Below are 15,015 nucleotides of genomic sequence, written 5' to 3' on the forward strand. Positions count from 1 at the left end.
ATGGCAAACCGCGAGGCCATCATGGCGAACAAGATACATCGAACAACAGAACGACCGCCCGAGCAGGATGCAAAGGGTCAGTCGGAAAAGAACCACAAGGGCGGAAAAAACGACGGCGTCGCTAGCGCCAATCCCCGGGTCATCTCGGGCAACAAAGACGGCGACGCGACATTTCCTATCAAAGTCAAAGGGCCGAAGAAATCTCCGGAAGCTCTCTAATAGGCGGTCTGCTGGGTCGGCAGTTCCGAGGGACGCTTGTTTAGGGGAAAGGCGCCACCATGAGGCAGGTGTCAGGCCTGTCGCTCGCCGCCAGTCGAGTAAGTCACGCGCCTAGACCAGTCGCATCTGTCCCTTCAGGAAAGTTGCCGCAGCATGCCCAACAGTACCTGTGGAACGAAAGGCTTCATAGAGAATTGTTACTTCGTCTCAGCACCTTAAAGGAGGTCGATATGGGCCGAGGTATTTTGCTTTGGTTGCTCGGGGTTCCAATCCCAATCATCATTCTGATTATGCTGTTTGCGCGGTAGGGGGTGAAAATGGGAACCGTGCTTTCATCGACGGACATCACGCCGGTCTCTGAATCATCCTCATCGGCTGTCAGCTGGGGGCCGATCGTCGCGGGCGCTTTCGCGGCCTCGACGCTCACGGTGATCCTGATGCTGGTCGGCTCAGGTCTAGGACTGACCATGGTTTCGCCGTGGACTGGATCGAGCGCTTCGACCACGACCTTCGCGGTTTCGGCGGCTGCCTGGCTTGTCGTCGTTCAATGGCTATCAGCTGGCGTAGGCGGCTATCTCACCGGTCGGCTGCGCACCAAGTGGGTAAATGTCCACACCGACGAAGTCTATTTTCGTGACACCGCACACGGTTTCCTTGCGTGGGCGCTGGCAACGTTGCTTGTCGCCGGCGTGCTCGGCTCAGCTCTTTCGGCGGCGCTGGGCACGGGTGTGCAGGCTGCATCCTCAGTGGCGTCAGGCGCCGCGATGGGGGCAACCACGGCAGCCGCCAATGCGGTCGCGACAGATGCCCCGTCTTCTGGCACCTGGACCGGCTATTTTGTAGATTCTCTGTTCCGATCGGCGAACACCGCCGCCGCGCCTGCCAATGAACAGAACGGCCCCACCGCTGCGGAACAAGCAACGCGCATCCTGCTAGCGGGGGCGGCAAATGGCGAGGTATCGCCTGAGGATAAGGCCTATCTGGCGCAACTCGTCGCCGCCCGCACAGGCCTGTCGGACGCCGATGCGAAGACCCGAGTGGATGCGGTAATCGCCAAAGTCGACGACGCCAAGGTCAAGGCCAAGCAGGCGGCCGATACAGCAAGGAAAGCCACTGCATCCTTCGCGCTTATAGGCGCATTGTCGATGGTTATCGGCGCCTTCATAGCGAGCGTTGCAGCGGCGTTTGGTGGCAAGCAGCGCGACGACGAGGAGGATCTCATTCTGACCCGTTGAAGTTTGGATCGCATGGCTGGCGGCGAGTTTAGCCTATAATGGGTTAATCCATCGCGGGTCGAACCAATGAGGTGATCGCTCCATATCCGGATCCGTTCAAATTTCTCGCCCAGCGTTTCTTGCGTATCGTTCAGTCCCGCAGCCCATGCCACTGCACTCAAGGGGGCAGTGGCGGAGTGATGGACCGGGTGCGAAGCTGCCCGAGGTTGGACTCGGCCTCTGTTCTCAGGGCATTTTTCGAGGACGCGGGAACAATTTTCGATTTGGGTTTCCTGCTGCAGCAGTCCCTCTAGCTGCTGATCGGCTGGCTCTGATCAGCCCGCCTCGCCCCAGCGCGGAGCGAGCGTCCAAAACAATGGGGCAACCTCGCGACGATGATTTTAATCGAATTGACGGGCAATCGCGACCAACGGCTGAGGCGTAGCCAGGAGCGGTAGGGGATCGCCAAGCAAAAGGCAGAGCGGATCAATCAGAGAATTTTGCTGGTGAGTTCTAAGACAACGAGCGACCCGTCGGGGGATTCACCTTCGGGCAAGTGCAATACCCGCGAAACGCGCAGATTGGCGAAGGCTCCGTCGCGCGACATTGAAACGCTCTCGCCGATACGTGGCACAACCTGAAATCTAACGTTTTCGATGAATTGGCTATCGTCGACCGAAACGCGACACTGGACGGACATCAGAAGAACCTCCCAAAATGCACGCAACCAACAGGGCGCGGGCGATCTGATTCACAATATGAGAAATGACCTTATGCTGTTCTTACGGCTATTGGGTGCAAAGTGCCTTCGCTTCGCGCTCAAGTGTTTCACGGTCATTCCCATGCTTGGCGACAAGTTCCCGGACCTGCGGGATAGTAAGGCCGAACTTGCTGGCGATGTAACCAATCTCATACTCCTCGTCACCCGCCACCCTGGCTCTGTCGCGAAAATCCCGCTTGCTCTTGTCATCGACCATATCGACTTCTCCCTTGAAGGTTTCTGGTGGTCAATCAAGTTTCCGTACCCAACGCGCCGCCAAACCCTTGGTTGCTTCGCGAATTCCCCTTCGGCCCGCAGGTTTTTGTCCAACTTCTGTTTGCCCCGATACCAACCGGATATGAAAAAGGCCTGCATCGTTGCCGATGCAGGCCTTTGACGGGTTAGCGCAGGATCATCCGCTGTTCGTCGCGTTTCTGTGCATAGGTGCCTTTGTCGTAGCCGGCTTGCGCTTCGAGCTGCTCCTTGGTGAAATTAGTATAGAGATAGCGCTTGCCGTTCTTGTCGGTCATGAACTTGAGGTTGTCCATGCCGACCGCGACCTCCTTCTCGCCAATGCCGAGGAAGCCGCCGACGTCGATGATGACAGCGTCGACTCTCTTATCGCCATTCAGCACCACGTCGCCGATCTCACCGACATTGGCGTCATTGGCGCCATAGACCGTCGTTCCAACGAAATCTTCGGCCCGGATCTCTCCTATCGGCGTTTGTTTCAACGTCGATTTGTCGATCGATCCGGTCTTGGTCTGGTCGGTCGCGGTAGTGGTTGCTGCGGGTTTGGGTGCGGTTTTGCCGGGTTCTACAGCCGGCACGGTGGTAACGGGAGCCGCAGCATTGTTAGACGCCGTGGTGGCCGGGGCAGGATCATAGGCTTTCCGATCGAAATCCGGTTGTGCCTGCATTTCTTCCTTGGTGGTCTGCACGACCACCCAGCGATTGCCGTTCTTTTCAGCCCATTTCGCCTTGGCCAAATCGAAGGCGACATTCTTTTCGCCAATGCCAAGGAAGCCGCCGACGCCGATGACAAGAAACTTCGCCTTGCCGTCCTTCGCCAGGACAATATCGTTCACATCGCCAATCTTCTGGGCGTCGTCGCCGGTGCCATTGTAGACGTTTTTGCCATTGATGTCGGTTGCAAGAAGCGGCATGGCGGCTGCGGTCGCGGGCCCGTTTTGCGCGTTGGTCGATGTTTTATTCGACGCCGCGGGTTCCAAAGCCACGCGGTCGAAGTCTGGCTGTGCCTTCAACTCGTCCTTGGTGGTCTGAGCGACGAGCCAACGATCGCCGTTCTTCTCTGCCCATTGAAGCTTGCTGTAGTCGAAAGCTACATTCTTGGTGCCGATCCCAAGAAAGCCGCCGACGCCGATCACGACGGATTTCGCTTGGCCGTTGCTGTCGAAAACGACGTCGGTGGCCTTGCCGATGTTTTCGGCATTGTCGCCAGTTCCGTTGTAGACCGATTCACCGATGATGTTGGTGACCAGGCTACCCTCCGCGCGCGACACCTGCGGCGCGGGAGCCTGGGCCGTGGGCTGCGCCGGCGCGGGCGCTGCTGCCTGTTGCGCATAAGCGCCCGTCGCGGTCAGTATCGCAAGCGCTGTTGTGACTAAAAGATTGCGGGTCATGTACTCTCTCCTCCTGCCTGACTAATGCACGCCGCTTGTCTCAGAGGACATCAACGCGGCGTTTGCTGCCTTCAAAACGCTGTCACCGGGACTCTTGTTCCTGCCATCCGAAAGCGCGAGATCTGCAACCTCGCAGGCGAGGAACGATGTGCACATGCGGCAGTCAGCGCCCCATATTGGGTCGCTCAGTACATCACCGTCCATGTCCTCGGAAACGTGACGCATTTTCTTAGAGTTGCCCGTCGAAAAGCCCGCAGCATTGAGGAGGCTAATCTCGAGCTGTGATACCGTGCTCACATGTCATTGGCGCATAGCTGGCGTCGCCGAGCTTGGAACGGCATAACCACGAAGCCGCGCGCTTCGCCTGATACCAGGCCGCCCACGAGCAGGCGCCAAAGCCCCAGGATCGTAGGGGACGCGGGATACTGGAACTTTTGGATATGGAAGCTCGCCCTCGAAAGTGCGAACGAGATGCTGGATGAAACTGCGGGCGTCGACACCAATATCGCGCTCTGCAGCAGGGTGCCTCCGCCCGCTACCATTGCTGATTTAGGCCTGCGTTGTTTTGCCGTCCTAATGGCGAGAAAAATGGAAAAGGGTCTCCACGGTCCCTCGACCGCTGGCTGGTGCAGCAAACAGCGGCGTTCGACTAGAACTTCTATCCGTCTGCCGAGAACCAAGGTAGAATAGGCTGTTCCATGCAACCTCGTGGGTAAGGCCATCGCGTTTTTACGCTGGACTTAAGTCCCATGCGCGCTCGTGGTGGAACCTCACGGCCTTATGACCGTTTTTCCACGGGTGAAACCAAGGAGGTCGCGACCATGGACTGGAACCGCGTCGAAGGAAACTGGAAGCAGGTCAAAGGTAAGGTTAAAGAACAGTGGGGCAAGCTCACTGATGATGATCTCGACCGGATCGCCGGCAAGCGCGATCAACTCGAAGGCAAAATCCAGGAGCGATACGGCATTGCGAACGATCGCGTACGCCGGGACGTCGACGACTGGTATAGTCGACAAGGGTGGTAGGACAAAATAGCGTCGAACCATCAATTAAGGGCGCTGTCACGGACCGCGCCCTTTCGTTGTCACCAATCGGATGTTGCATTCCGCGGTTCCGCTCCCCGCTGCTGACAGACGCAGTTTTGCCCATTCGGCGGTCGCAGATCGGGCTGTCGCTTTTGCTGCCAGGTTTTCCGCAAACTGGACGGCAAGCCGAACCAGCGCCAAACACCAAGCCCGCTGCCTCGGGGGAGAGCAGCGTGCCGATCCAGAGCTTAGCGGGCTTAAGTTGGGCGGTTCCGGCCGCGACGAGATATCGAAGCGGAGGAAAGTTTGTGCCCAAGACACAGGACGAAGAACGGCCGCTCTCCGAAAACAAACTCCAATGGTTGTCGCAGTCTTAGGCGACCTCAGTGCCACATTCTCTCTCTGAGCCAATTGAAAAACCTGTTGCCACCGGTTGTCCGGCGGAGTCTTGCAGCAGCCCATTGCCCTTTCATCGTAGTCCCGACATGGCAACTACAGACGACGTCGTGCAATTGCCAGTCAGTCAGTTCGAAGAAGCGCTTTGCTTCCCCATAGGTATCATCTTCCAGGCCCAATGCACGCAGTACTGGATCCTCGAAAGCCACTGTGATTGGTGAGCCCTCACAACGTGCCGCGTCGCGGGCTTCCCGCTTCAGATGCTCGGTGCCGGTCAGGGCTCCAAGGCATCGCTCGGGATGTTCTGCTAGCAGCTCTGCCCAACGATCGATGCGCTGTTGCCGGGTCATGATCGGGTACGTCGACAAGGGTTCCACTTTTGCGATTGTCTGCAGTTGGTTTAGGGTTTGATGTTTCATGGTCGGCTCCTGTGGATCGAAGGCCCCTTCCCTACAAAAATTATCGCGCCCCGACGCGTAGACAAGACCGGCAGGTGGTTTCTCGACGAATAATCGCGGAGCCAGTGATGGTAATTGGCACGTTCGCCTGCCAATGCCCTCGCCGTATTGCTGAGGTGAGCCGCAGCGCCTGGCTGGGATTGATGCCACGCTTTCATCGACAATTTCTTCTACCGGCCGAGCATCGCGTTGTGCCTTGGCTTGATCCAAGCATTTTTTGCCTTCAGCCGGTTCGTTGACAGGCCGCTGCGGTATTTGCTGTCGCGCCACTTCGACACCATGCCCTCAAGTCCGACCTGATCGCCCAGGTTATAAGTGGCCTTGCCTCGCCGGGCGGCGCCTAGCTGAACTGGGTACGGATGTCGGCCGGGATCATTCTTTCCAGGATCTCGCGGCGCTCCTCCAGCCGTCATATCGCGCTCGTCATGTCCGTTGAGATGCAGGAGATCGAACGCAACGAAATAGAGGTGTCGGGTGATCGCCTTGCGCAGGTCGTCAAAATCGGACAGGCCGACGGCATTCAAAGCGGAGAGACGCTTACATTCGAAACGAGGCCAAGGCCGGCCAGCGCAGTATGTGGGCCTGATCGTTCGAAAGGCCGCGCCATGGCGCAAGCAGATGACGGTTCAATCGCTACGAGGTCGACCTGGAAGCGAGGCCGGACAGCGTTTCTGAACAACGGAAGAACCAGGCGTTGGCTGCGCGTGCTTCACTGAGACCGTAGAGACAACAACAAGATGTAGGCGGGTCCGGAGTATATCGTTTTACACAATCCCCAATTGCTAGACTCACGCGCCCGCCAGGTTGTTAATTTTGTCCCAGGGCGAGAGGAAAAAAGGTAGCTAACTGGGAGGAAGTAGTCGCATGCGTCACGATTTTGGCATCGGCGATCCAACTGAATATGATCAGCCTTACGAGGTTACCTCTTTCGCCAAAAAGCATGGCTTGACGATCCGCGCTGCGGACGCCGTTCTTTTTGCCAAAGGCCCGTCTCGGCCGGCGTGCGATGCAGCCGCATTGGCTTTCCTCGGTGCTGTCGCCGCATACGCCAAGAAACAATCGGCGCGCTAGCGGCGCGCATGGCGGGAAAGGAAAGGCTGAGACCGGGTGGACGGGCATCCGGCCAGCGCAAGAGATTGTTCCGCCGGTGCTCGTCTTGGTTATTTCTGTACAATTTTAGCGCACATGGGCCCAACCTTAGATGGCGCCGACCATTACTCGATTACCCGAACTTGCAAGCGGGGCGGGTCGTTCACAATCTCGCTAAGATCGCGCAACAGATGGACCCGTTTCCACGGGCCGCGAGTATTCGATCAATCGCGGCATGAGCAAAAAGGTGCGCTCCAGGTCGGTAAGGCTACCCGCCTTTGGCCGGCGCCTGCCAACCCAAGGTATCCCAACCCCTGGCGTCGGCCATTTTTCGACCTATCCTAATCAACCGCTTGCATGTGCTAGACCCATGCAGGATTATTATCCTCGACGCGGCGATCCCTCAAGCGGAGTTCGCTACCACTACGCCTTCAGAGCTTTCGTTTCCGCGCCCCAGGACGTTATTTTCAGCCGCCCATCTTCTTCGCCATGGCGCAGAAATCCGCGTGCGCCTTGTTGAGTGTGGTGTCGCCGCAGTCTTTCACTACCGCCTTTTGTTCATCAGGTTTCATGGCCATCCATGCGGTCTTGAAATCCGCTTCCGACCTCAAGGTTTTCATGCCGGCATCGGTGAAGAACGGTGACATCTTTGCCGGATCGTCGAGCGCGGAAGTGTTACCAGCCAGCGCTGAGCCCGTCATTATTGCGAGCGCCATCGCGCCCATCGTAAGCATTTTGATGTTCATTTCAAATTTCCTCCGTTTAGTTCACCCGCAAACGCGTGACCTGAAGGAAAAACGTCCGCCTCTGAACTCTGTTCCCGCATATCGCCGATTCCCTTCTATCGACAGCCGTCTGACGGTGCCGGCTGAGGTCGGCAGCAATGACGTTCCACGCTACAACACAGCGTCTACCGATGAGGTTGAGGTCTTCAAGGCAGTGTACGGTTTCGTAATGGGGACCGCTGAAGTCAGCCATTCAAGCGCGAAGTTTGTACGACTTTTACCCGCAGCGGGCGCAGGGGAATATTTCCGGCACAACGGCGTTATCTCATTAGCCAACGGAGGGTAAGGCAAACGGGAAGTTTCCAATGCGGCCAGACGGCTGCGGCACGTTCTGACCATCCAAAAGGAGTCCGGACATGAAAGCGACTGTTTCGACCTCTCTCACAAGACGAAGCGTCGTCGCAGGGTTAGCCGGCGCATCGACGGTCATATTGGCGATGAACAACGCGGGAGCCAACCAAACCAAGCTTGAGAAAAGTCTGTACGAGCGGCTGGGGGGCGTCTTCGCGATCGCCGCGGTCGTGGATCATTTCAGCGACGCCGTCGTGAAGAACCCTGTCGTCGGCCAGAAGTCTAAGAACCCGCAGCTACGGGAATGGCACACCAAGAACCTTGAACGGCTGCCAGGGCTCAAGTTCATGCGCACGCTCTGGGTCTGCGACGTTTCTGGCGGCCCTTTCAAGTTCGTGGCCACCAAGCCCGGCACGACATCGCTTGGCCTTGAGGAGGCCCATCGGGACCTACGGATCTCTCCCGCAGAATTCGACGAGGTCGCAGCTGAACTCGGCAGGACGCTGGATCACTTCAAGGTTCCCAAGGCCGAGAAGAGCGAGGTGCTTGAAGCCTTCGCCGCGCACAAAGACGAGGTTACCGCTGGCTACGTCAAAAAGGGCTGATATCCAGCCCGCCACGTAAATCAGTCGGGGAGGATGCTGACAATCGATTACGAGCCTGGACAGCCTTCCCGAACAATCCAGCAATGAGGCGCGCGACGCAGATCCTCTTCGCCGCCCAGATGCTTCTCGCGGCCAATCAGTCCCGGCTTTACCCACGCCGCCGCAGGGATCGAACAGTCGTTACCTCCTTCGCCGAAGCTGTCGAGCGCATGCGCGCCGCGACATTTTTGGCTGAGCACGCTGCGATAGGCTGGCCTCATGCGGCGCTTCCTCCAGGCCGCCTGCATTGACGGCTGCCAGGCGATGGAACCCGCAGGTGGCAGCATGCGTGGCCCATCCATGGTCTACTACCTCAATCGGTTCTCCACGAACTCCTGCCGGCCTGGCTCAGCCGAAAGGCCATCGACACCGACGTGCGCCCGTTGGATCAGCACCCACCAATGCGCGATCTGATCGGCCCGCTCCGCCCATACGAACGGTCACAAGCGGAGCGTGCTTTACCATGCCGCCCGGTTGGCGATGCTCTCCACGATCGAGTCGTGAAGCGCATGGATCGGGTGATGACTTGGGAGATGAAGTTGAACGTGCGGCCGCCGTGTTGGTTGATGCTACCCACGCCTCCGCCGTCGACCGGTTCCGCGACGCGGTTTTAGCAACCCCTCAGCGGCTTCGTTCAAATGGAACCGGGCCCACGCTCGGGCTGTGAAACTCGGCCAGCCTTCTGTACTGCGAGTGCTATCAGGCCCGCTTTCTCATCGATGTGCGGCGGTTTGTTTGGTTGCCGCGTTCGCACCACATGCGCTTTGGGATGCCTGGGATGGCGCTGATCACCTTCGCGGTCGGAATCGAGAAGACCACCGGCAAGCCATCCGAATTTATCCCGTAGAATTTTGACCAGACGGGCGCAGCCGCCTACGGCTAGATAGTGCCAGTCCGTATGATCCATTCCAGCAAGTTGGGATCTACGTCATCGCTATCCGTATAGTGGCGGATCAAAAGCGCAGCCTCATCACGCCACCGGTCCTCTGGGATGTTCTTTTCGATGACCGCTTTTACGAAGGCGCCGCGCAGGACATCGCAGTCAGAAGCCGTTATATTTGGCTGGGTCATGATGCCAACCTCCCATCACGGGCGAAAGCGCAACGAACTTTCAAGCACCGGTACCAATACGTCGCCGGTGACCTTGGGGATTTTAATGCGCTCAGAGTGGCTTAAGTCAGAATTCACTGTACGTTCTTAACCAATCGTTGCGGCTCGTTGGGAGAGCGCTAATTTCCTTAGGCGGATCAGGCCTGATAAGCATCGCCTAATGTATACGATTCAACCAGCCGGCGGCTGGGCTCCCCCGCCCTTGGGGGCCGGTCAGGCCCGACGGTTCAACCCACATTCCAACGCACTGTCGGGCCGCTTAAATGTCTCACCGCGAAATCGGGCGCATGGGCCGGGTCACGCCGCGAAAGGAGGAAACGCTGCCCACGGGTCAACTACGAGCTATGTTCGTGTTCCCTAGAAAAGAAAAAAGCCTGCTGGCTCGCGCTGGCGGGCGATTTACGGCCTGATAGCTGTGCATCAGCAACCTTCCGTCGTCGTTTTCATCTGACCGGGGGCCGCAGATTTTGCATCCGTATCCTGTTGGCCGGGCGCTGCCTGTTTGGCGCTACCAGTCTGTTGACCCGGCGCGCAGTCCTTGGCCGAGTTCGAGTTCGTTCCACTCGTGGTGGTCGAATCCGCTCCTTGGTCAGTCGTAGTGCTTGGCATCGTCGTTGTTGACGATCCGCCCGTGGTCGTGGTGGTCGATTGTGCAAAGGCGAACCCGGTTGATAGTGCCTCCGCAATAGCTGCAGCGAAAAGAAGCCGTTTCATGATCAACAACTCCATATTGAACGTCTTTCGGTCACCTAACATCGCAGCGAAACGACGGTTCCAAAAAATCAGGGCGGATCGGGCGGGCTGAGACCGCCAGTTCCGACGTCATTGACGATAGAGGCGCTGGCTATGCGTACAAGCATTACGGGCGACCATGCCCAAGACACTTGACCGCGGGGCGATCGAGCAAGCAGCCAGGAGCTTGGCGACCGGCCAACAGAATTTCAGCAAATTGAAAACCCCGCCGAAGCGGGGCTTGTCGTTTTGCGGTGGGGAAAGCGTCAGGCCTCTGAAGCCAATTGCTCAATAAATGGCGCCAGCAACAGCAGCGCTGATCGACTCTAGCGTCGCGCCTTCAGCGGCTTTGGCGTGATCGTCTCGACCTGGGCTTTTACGTCGTCCTGAACCATCGCTTGTTCAGCCGCCTGTGCTTCGGCCTTGTCTTTGGTGGTCAGCACGGTGCGCCAGAACGGCTTTTCGAACACGGTGACGACGTAGGTTGTCGTCGGCTTGCCGCCACCTATCGGAGCCCGAAGAAGCTCAATATCGCCAACACGATGACAATCGCTCCAACGATCCAAATGATATTGTTCATGATTTCTCTCCTGGTATAGGAAGCCCCCTCTCCGAGCCGATCTTCGGCAGGCGATGGGGGCACCACCTGACGCAAGCATCAACTGTTAGAATCCGCTAATGTTCCCTTCGATCGCACGTCGGCTTCCAGTCTCGATTGCGCTTCGCCTGGAGGCCTTCGTAGTCAGGAGGCATGTGGAGAACACCGGCCTTCGGTCGCGGCCTGCAGCCCTGCAATCCGAGCAACCAAAGACCCCAACGAGGTCCCAATGCATCGAACCGTGATCGGCGCCGAGCTGGTCGATCAGCGCCTGCACGTCGAGCTTGGTCGATTTGCAGCACATTGAATGGCCGCAATTGACCTAGATGGTTTTGCGGGCAGCCAGCGAGGGTCTTCACCCTCGAAATCTCTCGGTGTGCCAGACAATCTTGCCGTCGACCTTCATCGGCTTATGGATCATCAGCCGTTTCGGCAGATGTTCGGGGTGCACTTCCAGATAGAGTGATTTTGATCTGCGGCTTGCAACGGTTGCAGTCGAACTTCAGCTTCATCGGGTCGACACCGCCGCCATAGACCATCATCAGGGCAGCTGATCGGCAGTAGCAGACGTTGCCGCAACTGCACTCGGCTTTCACAAGCATGTTGTGCCGGGTCGCCTTGCCCAGCGTGTCAATCGGATCATGCGCCATACGGATAAAAGAGGAACATATCCCTGCCAGGTCAAGGGGAGCTTGACTCTTTTGTTCTCATTTTGTTCACTGCTGGCAAAACGGAGACAGAGCCATTGAACCGATTGTTGCGACCGAGGCCGAGCAGCCTGAGATTTACGCCACGATAAAGCGCGAACGCCCTGCCATTCACCGGGCGGTCAACAAAATGGCCAAGCAAATGCGTGGTCTATCCGATGTCAGCCAGAAGGCAGCCATCGCCGAACTGACGGCTGTGTGGGTCTTGGCCAACTATCCCGAAGACCTCGATTTGGCATTGTCGCTTTCAAATGCCATACGCCACCAGACCGACATCTATATCCGGGAAAGCAAGAAGGCCGGCGCACGCCATTGATGGTAGCGCGCAGCCGAAGCATTCCGGCGCCATCGGTGATTGACCAGAAATGGCCGCACCAGGTCGCACTGCCCGATGACCTTTGCACTCAAGGAAACCTGACCACGATCATGAAGTTCTGCCTGGATCACAGAACTGAATATCAGCATAGGCAGGTCCAGGCGGTGTGGCCAAATGGGAAGTATGAAGATTACCGTCTCCACTGCTTCGCTGATGTCGAGGCGGCTAAGATGTTCTGCGACCATTTCTCTGGACAGATGTTCGATCCGAAACGCGACAGAGAGAATGGCCAAATACGCGGGGTCTGGCGTCGCTCCGATGAATACAGGCGCATCCTCGATCTCGGCCCGCTCAGCGTGCCTGAAATCCTGCGCAAATGAGGCAAGGCCATGTGCGGACGCTATACGAGGTATCTGTCCTGGTCGGAAATCCACCGGCTTTACAGGCTGACGGCGCCGGGAGAGACTGGTCGCAATGACGAGCCGCGGTACAATATCGCGCCAACGCAGGATGTGCCGTTCGTCACCGCCGGTGAAGATGGCAACCAAAGGCTTCGCGAAGGACGCTGGTGGCTCGTTCCTTTCTGGGCAAAGGAGATGCCCAAGGCGGCGATGTTCAATGCGAGAATTGAGGGCATCTATACGGCGCCAGCCTTTCGCGACGCCTTCATGTCGAAGCGCTGCCTGATCCCCGCCGATGGTTTTTATGAGTGGATCATTTCACCGGCTGACGGAAAGAAGGACCCTTGGCACATCTACCAGCCGGGTCACACGCCATTCTCCTTCGCCGGCCTCTGGGCGTATAACTCCAATCTCGACATCACCAGTTGCGCCATCATCACTGAGCCCGCTGGCGACCCTATGAAGCAACTGCACGATCGACAACCTCTCATTCTCGACCAGGCATACTATGACGCCTGGCTGGATCCGGCGACGCCCAAGGACAGCCTCAAGGATATTCTCAGTCACGACATCGACGGCCAGCTTCAGTTCAACCGCGTCGGCCGTGAGGTAAACACGAGCGCCGTCAACAAGTTGCCCAATGATCATCCTGGCCTCGTTGGGCCGATCAATCCGTTATGAGCGACGAACCCAGCCGGCTTGTCGAAGGCATGGTCCCTGTCACACAAGGGCGCGAGCGGATCGAAAATCACATCTGCGAGTTTCCAGAATGCGGCAAGCTGGGCGGGTTTGGTTTTGCTCGGCCGAGACAGACGTCTCACTGGTTTTGTTTAGAACATCGCGGCGACGGCGAGCGGTTTCTATAGGAGTTGATATGTCCGAACCACGTCCTGCCCGAGGTGTTGGTTCTGCGGGCCTGTTCCGGCTTGTGGCGGGCGCAACCCGCCCAGGTTCCCCAACCCATGCGTCGGCAATTCTTGCCGCGCTGCCTCTCGCGAGCAACGGCGTGCTCATCGAAAGATGATCCACCAACCCATAACCGCGGCAGTCGCGAGCAACAAAACTGCAGCCGGTATCAATGCGCCCTTGCCATTCTGCCATCTTGGCGGAGGGCTTGGCACCAGTTTCTTGGGATAATGGAGGTCATCCATTTGCCGAAAATTCCGCCAGCGATTTTCGGTTCCCGGATATCCTGGTGGCAAGAGGCGAGCAGTGTGCGTTTACGCGGCGCTCGAGTGCGTGGAAGCTATTAGACGTGCGAATCGGGAGAGCTGCCACCGCCGGAACGGTGTTCTGCTTCAACTTCAAAGTTTATCGAGACCTGCAGCACCACGACGCCGCCGTCATCGCGGACTTTGATCGTCAACCTGTGATGATCGCCATCAGGCAGGCTGTCCTTGATCATCTCAACGAGGGCGCGGACAGCCTCTTCCTTGACTTTATCGAAGGTTGCGCAATCGGTCCCCTCGTCGTCCGAATAGACTGCGCCGTTGTCGTCGACGTCGAAATAATAGAGGGCCATTGGCCCAAACTCGCGCATACGGTGTTGGTTCCATCACCGGACAATCGGCGGCTGAATCTTGATTTCGCCAATGAGCCGTCTGTATTCCGCTTCCGATTCCCCATAGCCACCGTCTGCTAAATGAATCAGACCTTCCCGGTCGCGAATGATCACTTCGCCACGCCGAGACTGGATGAGCCCTCGTCCTTCAATCACCTGTAGCGCGACCGTGACGCCAGGGCGCCTCACTCCCAGCATGACCGCCAAATACTCGTGGGTGATGACTAGCCGGTTGCCAATAACGCGGTCGTCGCACATCAGCAGCCACCGAGCCAGACGTTCTTCAATTTTGCTTCGGGCATTTATCAATGCCGTATAAGTGGCTTGGATGTGAAATGCGTGGACGTAGCGCATCAAAAACGGCCGAAGGGTTTTGCTTTCGTCTAAAACTGCCTTGAATAGCGGCGCTTCGATCATCAGCGCCTCGCTGGTCATCTGAATAAAGCAATCATGCGTGGCACGGTCATCTCCCATGACAAGAGCGGAGCCGGTCATACCCTCGAAACCAATGATGCCGACTTCTGCTTCGGCCCCCAGCCTTTTTTTTGCAACCACCGAAGCAAGGCCGCTGCTAGGGAAGTAGACGAACTCGATTTCCTGTCCGGTCTTTTCGAGCGGCGTGCGCAATTCGAGGAAGGTCGAACGCAGATGCGGCCTGAGACGATTCAGATCAGCAGGATCGAAACGCCGCAAAAGCTCGTTTTTGTTTGTATCAAGATGCAGATCCATAGCGCTCGCTCCCAATGGGCGAGAGCACGCTTTCTCTCAGCCGTCGGCGCCCAGAACGATTTGCAGACGATTCCAGAGAAATAGGGGCGGCGGCAGAATCTGTCCGCCTCGGTACGAAACCGACATTTACGTGCTCACTTACTTTTCTTAAGCAGTCGAGCTTCCCGCAATATCGAGGAACGATCGAAGCCAACCAACGAAATTATCTCATTGATTTGCTGTTCTGTGGCCCCCGATTCCCGCGCTAGTGTGGCTACGATTTCGGGTTTAAAGCCGGGGCGACGTTCTTCTGTCATCGCGGTGCTCTCGCTTCAGGGCAAGAGTGCGATGGTCGCTC

General features: G+C 57.6%; 19 protein-coding genes. 9 read left to right on the forward strand and 10 right to left on the reverse strand.

Features of this window, described 5'->3' with window-relative positions; all coding sequences use genetic code 11:
• Both ACYHH6_RS26025 and ACYHH6_RS26030 read left to right on the forward strand, forming a co-directional pair.
• Positions 1 to 219, forward strand: coding sequence for a hypothetical protein (locus tag ACYHH6_RS26025; protein ID WP_352584181.1), 219 nt, complete (start codon positions 1 to 3; stop codon positions 217 to 219).
• 317 nt (positions 220 to 536) lie between these two features.
• Positions 537 to 1,454 carry a hypothetical protein gene (locus ACYHH6_RS26030; protein ID WP_352584179.1) on the forward strand — a complete coding sequence of 306 codons (918 nt, stop codon included), beginning with the start codon at positions 537 to 539 and terminating at the stop codon, positions 1,452 to 1,454.
• A gap of 767 nt (positions 1,455 to 2,221) precedes the next feature.
• On the opposite strand, the gene ACYHH6_RS26035 is transcribed toward ACYHH6_RS26030, so the two are convergent.
• Both ACYHH6_RS26035 and ACYHH6_RS26040 read right to left on the reverse strand, forming a co-directional pair.
• Positions 2,222 to 2,410: a DUF3606 domain-containing protein gene (locus ACYHH6_RS26035; protein WP_352584177.1), complete on the reverse strand. Its 189-nt coding sequence runs from the start codon at positions 2,408 to 2,410 to the stop codon at positions 2,222 to 2,224.
• 184 nt (positions 2,411 to 2,594) lie between these two features.
• Positions 2,595 to 3,836, reverse strand: a complete 1,242-nt coding sequence (locus ACYHH6_RS26040; protein WP_352584175.1) for a PRC-barrel domain-containing protein — start codon at positions 3,834 to 3,836, stop codon at positions 2,595 to 2,597.
• An 821-nt stretch (positions 3,837 to 4,657) separates the two neighbouring features.
• Here ACYHH6_RS26040 and ACYHH6_RS26045 point away from each other — a divergent pair.
• Positions 4,658 to 4,861 carry a CsbD family protein gene (locus ACYHH6_RS26045; RefSeq protein ID WP_352584174.1) on the forward strand — a complete coding sequence of 68 codons (204 nt, stop codon included), beginning with the start codon at positions 4,658 to 4,660 and terminating at the stop codon, positions 4,859 to 4,861.
• A 383-nt stretch (positions 4,862 to 5,244) separates the two neighbouring features.
• On the opposite strand, the gene ACYHH6_RS26050 is transcribed toward ACYHH6_RS26045, so the two are convergent.
• Both ACYHH6_RS26050 and ACYHH6_RS26055 read right to left on the reverse strand, forming a co-directional pair.
• Positions 5,245 to 5,676: a hypothetical protein gene (locus ACYHH6_RS26050; protein WP_352584173.1), complete on the reverse strand. Its 432-nt coding sequence runs from the start codon at positions 5,674 to 5,676 to the stop codon at positions 5,245 to 5,247.
• 209 nt (positions 5,677 to 5,885) lie between these two features.
• Positions 5,886 to 6,239 carry a DNA ligase-like domain-containing protein gene (locus ACYHH6_RS26055; RefSeq protein ID WP_435053234.1) on the reverse strand — a complete coding sequence of 118 codons (354 nt, stop codon included), beginning with the start codon at positions 6,237 to 6,239 and terminating at the stop codon, positions 5,886 to 5,888.
• A 340-nt stretch (positions 6,240 to 6,579) separates the two neighbouring features.
• On the opposite strand from ACYHH6_RS26055, the gene ACYHH6_RS26060 reads away from it, so the two are divergent.
• Positions 6,580 to 6,786, forward strand: coding sequence for a hypothetical protein (locus ACYHH6_RS26060; protein WP_352584171.1), 207 nt, complete (start codon positions 6,580 to 6,582; stop codon positions 6,784 to 6,786).
• 485 nt (positions 6,787 to 7,271) lie between these two features.
• Here ACYHH6_RS26060 and ACYHH6_RS26065 read toward each other — a convergent pair whose 3' ends face one another.
• A complete protein-coding gene (locus ACYHH6_RS26065; RefSeq protein ID WP_352584170.1) occupies positions 7,272 to 7,550 on the reverse strand; it encodes a hypothetical protein in 279 nt (92 codons plus the stop codon).
• Between the two features lie 395 nt (positions 7,551 to 7,945).
• On the opposite strand from ACYHH6_RS26065, the gene ACYHH6_RS26070 reads away from it, so the two are divergent.
• A complete protein-coding gene (locus tag ACYHH6_RS26070) occupies positions 7,946 to 8,485 on the forward strand; it encodes a group I truncated hemoglobin (protein WP_352584169.1) in 540 nt (179 codons plus the stop codon).
• Between the two features lie 47 nt (positions 8,486 to 8,532).
• On the opposite strand, the gene ACYHH6_RS26075 is transcribed toward ACYHH6_RS26070, so the two are convergent.
• Positions 8,533 to 8,745, reverse strand: coding sequence for a hypothetical protein (locus ACYHH6_RS26075; protein WP_352584167.1), 213 nt, complete (start codon positions 8,743 to 8,745; stop codon positions 8,533 to 8,535).
• 658 nt (positions 8,746 to 9,403) lie between these two features.
• Positions 9,404 to 9,595: a hypothetical protein gene (locus tag ACYHH6_RS26080; RefSeq protein ID WP_352584166.1), complete on the reverse strand. Its 192-nt coding sequence runs from the start codon at positions 9,593 to 9,595 to the stop codon at positions 9,404 to 9,406.
• Between the two features lie 577 nt (positions 9,596 to 10,172).
• On the opposite strand from ACYHH6_RS26080, the gene ACYHH6_RS26085 reads away from it, so the two are divergent.
• Positions 10,173 to 10,439 (forward strand): hypothetical protein, encoded by a 267-nt coding sequence (locus tag ACYHH6_RS26085; protein WP_352584165.1) that lies wholly within the window; start codon positions 10,173 to 10,175, stop codon positions 10,437 to 10,439.
• A gap of 253 nt (positions 10,440 to 10,692) precedes the next feature.
• Here the strand turns inward: ACYHH6_RS26085 and ACYHH6_RS26090 are convergent, their stop codons facing one another.
• Positions 10,693 to 10,932, reverse strand: coding sequence for a hypothetical protein (locus tag ACYHH6_RS26090; RefSeq protein WP_352584163.1), 240 nt, complete (start codon positions 10,930 to 10,932; stop codon positions 10,693 to 10,695).
• A gap of 869 nt (positions 10,933 to 11,801) precedes the next feature.
• Between ACYHH6_RS26090 and ACYHH6_RS26095 the strand changes: the two genes are divergently transcribed.
• Genes ACYHH6_RS26095 through ACYHH6_RS26105 form a run of 3 tightly spaced genes read left to right on the forward strand, consistent with a single transcriptional unit; the run spans position 11,802 to position 13,069 of the window.
• Positions 11,802 to 11,987, forward strand: a complete 186-nt coding sequence (locus tag ACYHH6_RS26095) for a hypothetical protein (RefSeq protein WP_352584161.1) — start codon at positions 11,802 to 11,804, stop codon at positions 11,985 to 11,987.
• On the forward strand, positions 11,984 to 12,367 hold the full coding sequence (locus tag ACYHH6_RS26100) for a hypothetical protein (RefSeq protein ID WP_488500485.1): 384 nt from the start codon (positions 11,984 to 11,986) through the stop codon (positions 12,365 to 12,367). The genes ACYHH6_RS26095 and ACYHH6_RS26100 overlap by 4 nt, the downstream gene beginning before the upstream one ends.
• 9 nt (positions 12,368 to 12,376) lie before the next feature.
• Entirely contained in the window at positions 12,377 to 13,069 is a 693-nt protein-coding gene (locus ACYHH6_RS26105; protein ID WP_352584157.1) for an SOS response-associated peptidase, read from the forward strand.
• A 568-nt stretch (positions 13,070 to 13,637) separates the two neighbouring features.
• Here the strand turns inward: ACYHH6_RS26105 and ACYHH6_RS26110 are convergent.
• On the reverse strand, positions 13,638 to 13,910 hold the full coding sequence (locus ACYHH6_RS26110; protein ID WP_352584155.1) for a DUF6894 family protein: 273 nt from the start codon (positions 13,908 to 13,910) through the stop codon (positions 13,638 to 13,640).
• Between the two features lie 33 nt (positions 13,911 to 13,943).
• The gene (locus ACYHH6_RS26115) at positions 13,944 to 14,678 is read right to left on the reverse strand and encodes a Crp/Fnr family transcriptional regulator (protein WP_352584154.1); all 735 of its coding nucleotides are present in this window, start codon (positions 14,676 to 14,678) and stop codon (positions 13,944 to 13,946) included.
• Positions 14,679 to 15,015 lie beyond the last annotated feature (337 nt).

This window comes from Mesorhizobium sp. P171375, from assembly GCF_057786075.1.

Coding starts and splice junctions, on each gene's coding strand:
- ACYHH6_RS26025 (WP_352584181.1), top strand. CDS start 1: ATGGCAAACCGCGAGGCCATCATGGCGAACAAGATACATCGAACAACA.
- ACYHH6_RS26030 (WP_352584179.1), top strand. CDS start 537: ATGGGAACCGTGCTTTCATCGACGGACATCACGCCGGTCTCTGAATCA.
- ACYHH6_RS26035 (WP_352584177.1), bottom strand. CDS start 2,410: ATGGTCGATGACAAGAGCAAGCGGGATTTTCGCGACAGAGCCAGGGTG.
- ACYHH6_RS26040 (WP_352584175.1), bottom strand. CDS start 3,836: ATGACCCGCAATCTTTTAGTCACAACAGCGCTTGCGATACTGACCGCG.
- ACYHH6_RS26045 (WP_352584174.1), top strand. CDS start 4,658: ATGGACTGGAACCGCGTCGAAGGAAACTGGAAGCAGGTCAAAGGTAAG.
- ACYHH6_RS26050 (WP_352584173.1), bottom strand. CDS start 5,676: ATGAAACATCAAACCCTAAACCAACTGCAGACAATCGCAAAAGTGGAA.
- ACYHH6_RS26060 (WP_352584171.1), top strand. CDS start 6,580: ATGCGTCACGATTTTGGCATCGGCGATCCAACTGAATATGATCAGCCT.
- ACYHH6_RS26065 (WP_352584170.1), bottom strand. CDS start 7,550: ATGAACATCAAAATGCTTACGATGGGCGCGATGGCGCTCGCAATAATG.
- ACYHH6_RS26070 (WP_352584169.1), top strand. CDS start 7,946: ATGAAAGCGACTGTTTCGACCTCTCTCACAAGACGAAGCGTCGTCGCA.
- ACYHH6_RS26075 (WP_352584167.1), bottom strand. CDS start 8,745: ATGAGGCCAGCCTATCGCAGCGTGCTCAGCCAAAAATGTCGCGGCGCG.
- ACYHH6_RS26080 (WP_352584166.1), bottom strand. CDS start 9,595: ATGACCCAGCCAAATATAACGGCTTCTGACTGCGATGTCCTGCGCGGC.
- ACYHH6_RS26095 (WP_352584161.1), top strand. CDS start 11,802: ATGGCCAAGCAAATGCGTGGTCTATCCGATGTCAGCCAGAAGGCAGCC.
- ACYHH6_RS26105 (WP_352584157.1), top strand. CDS start 12,377: ATGTGCGGACGCTATACGAGGTATCTGTCCTGGTCGGAAATCCACCGG.
- ACYHH6_RS26110 (WP_352584155.1), bottom strand. CDS start 13,910: ATGGCCCTCTATTATTTCGACGTCGACGACAACGGCGCAGTCTATTCG.
- ACYHH6_RS26115 (WP_352584154.1), bottom strand. CDS start 14,678: ATGGATCTGCATCTTGATACAAACAAAAACGAGCTTTTGCGGCGTTTC.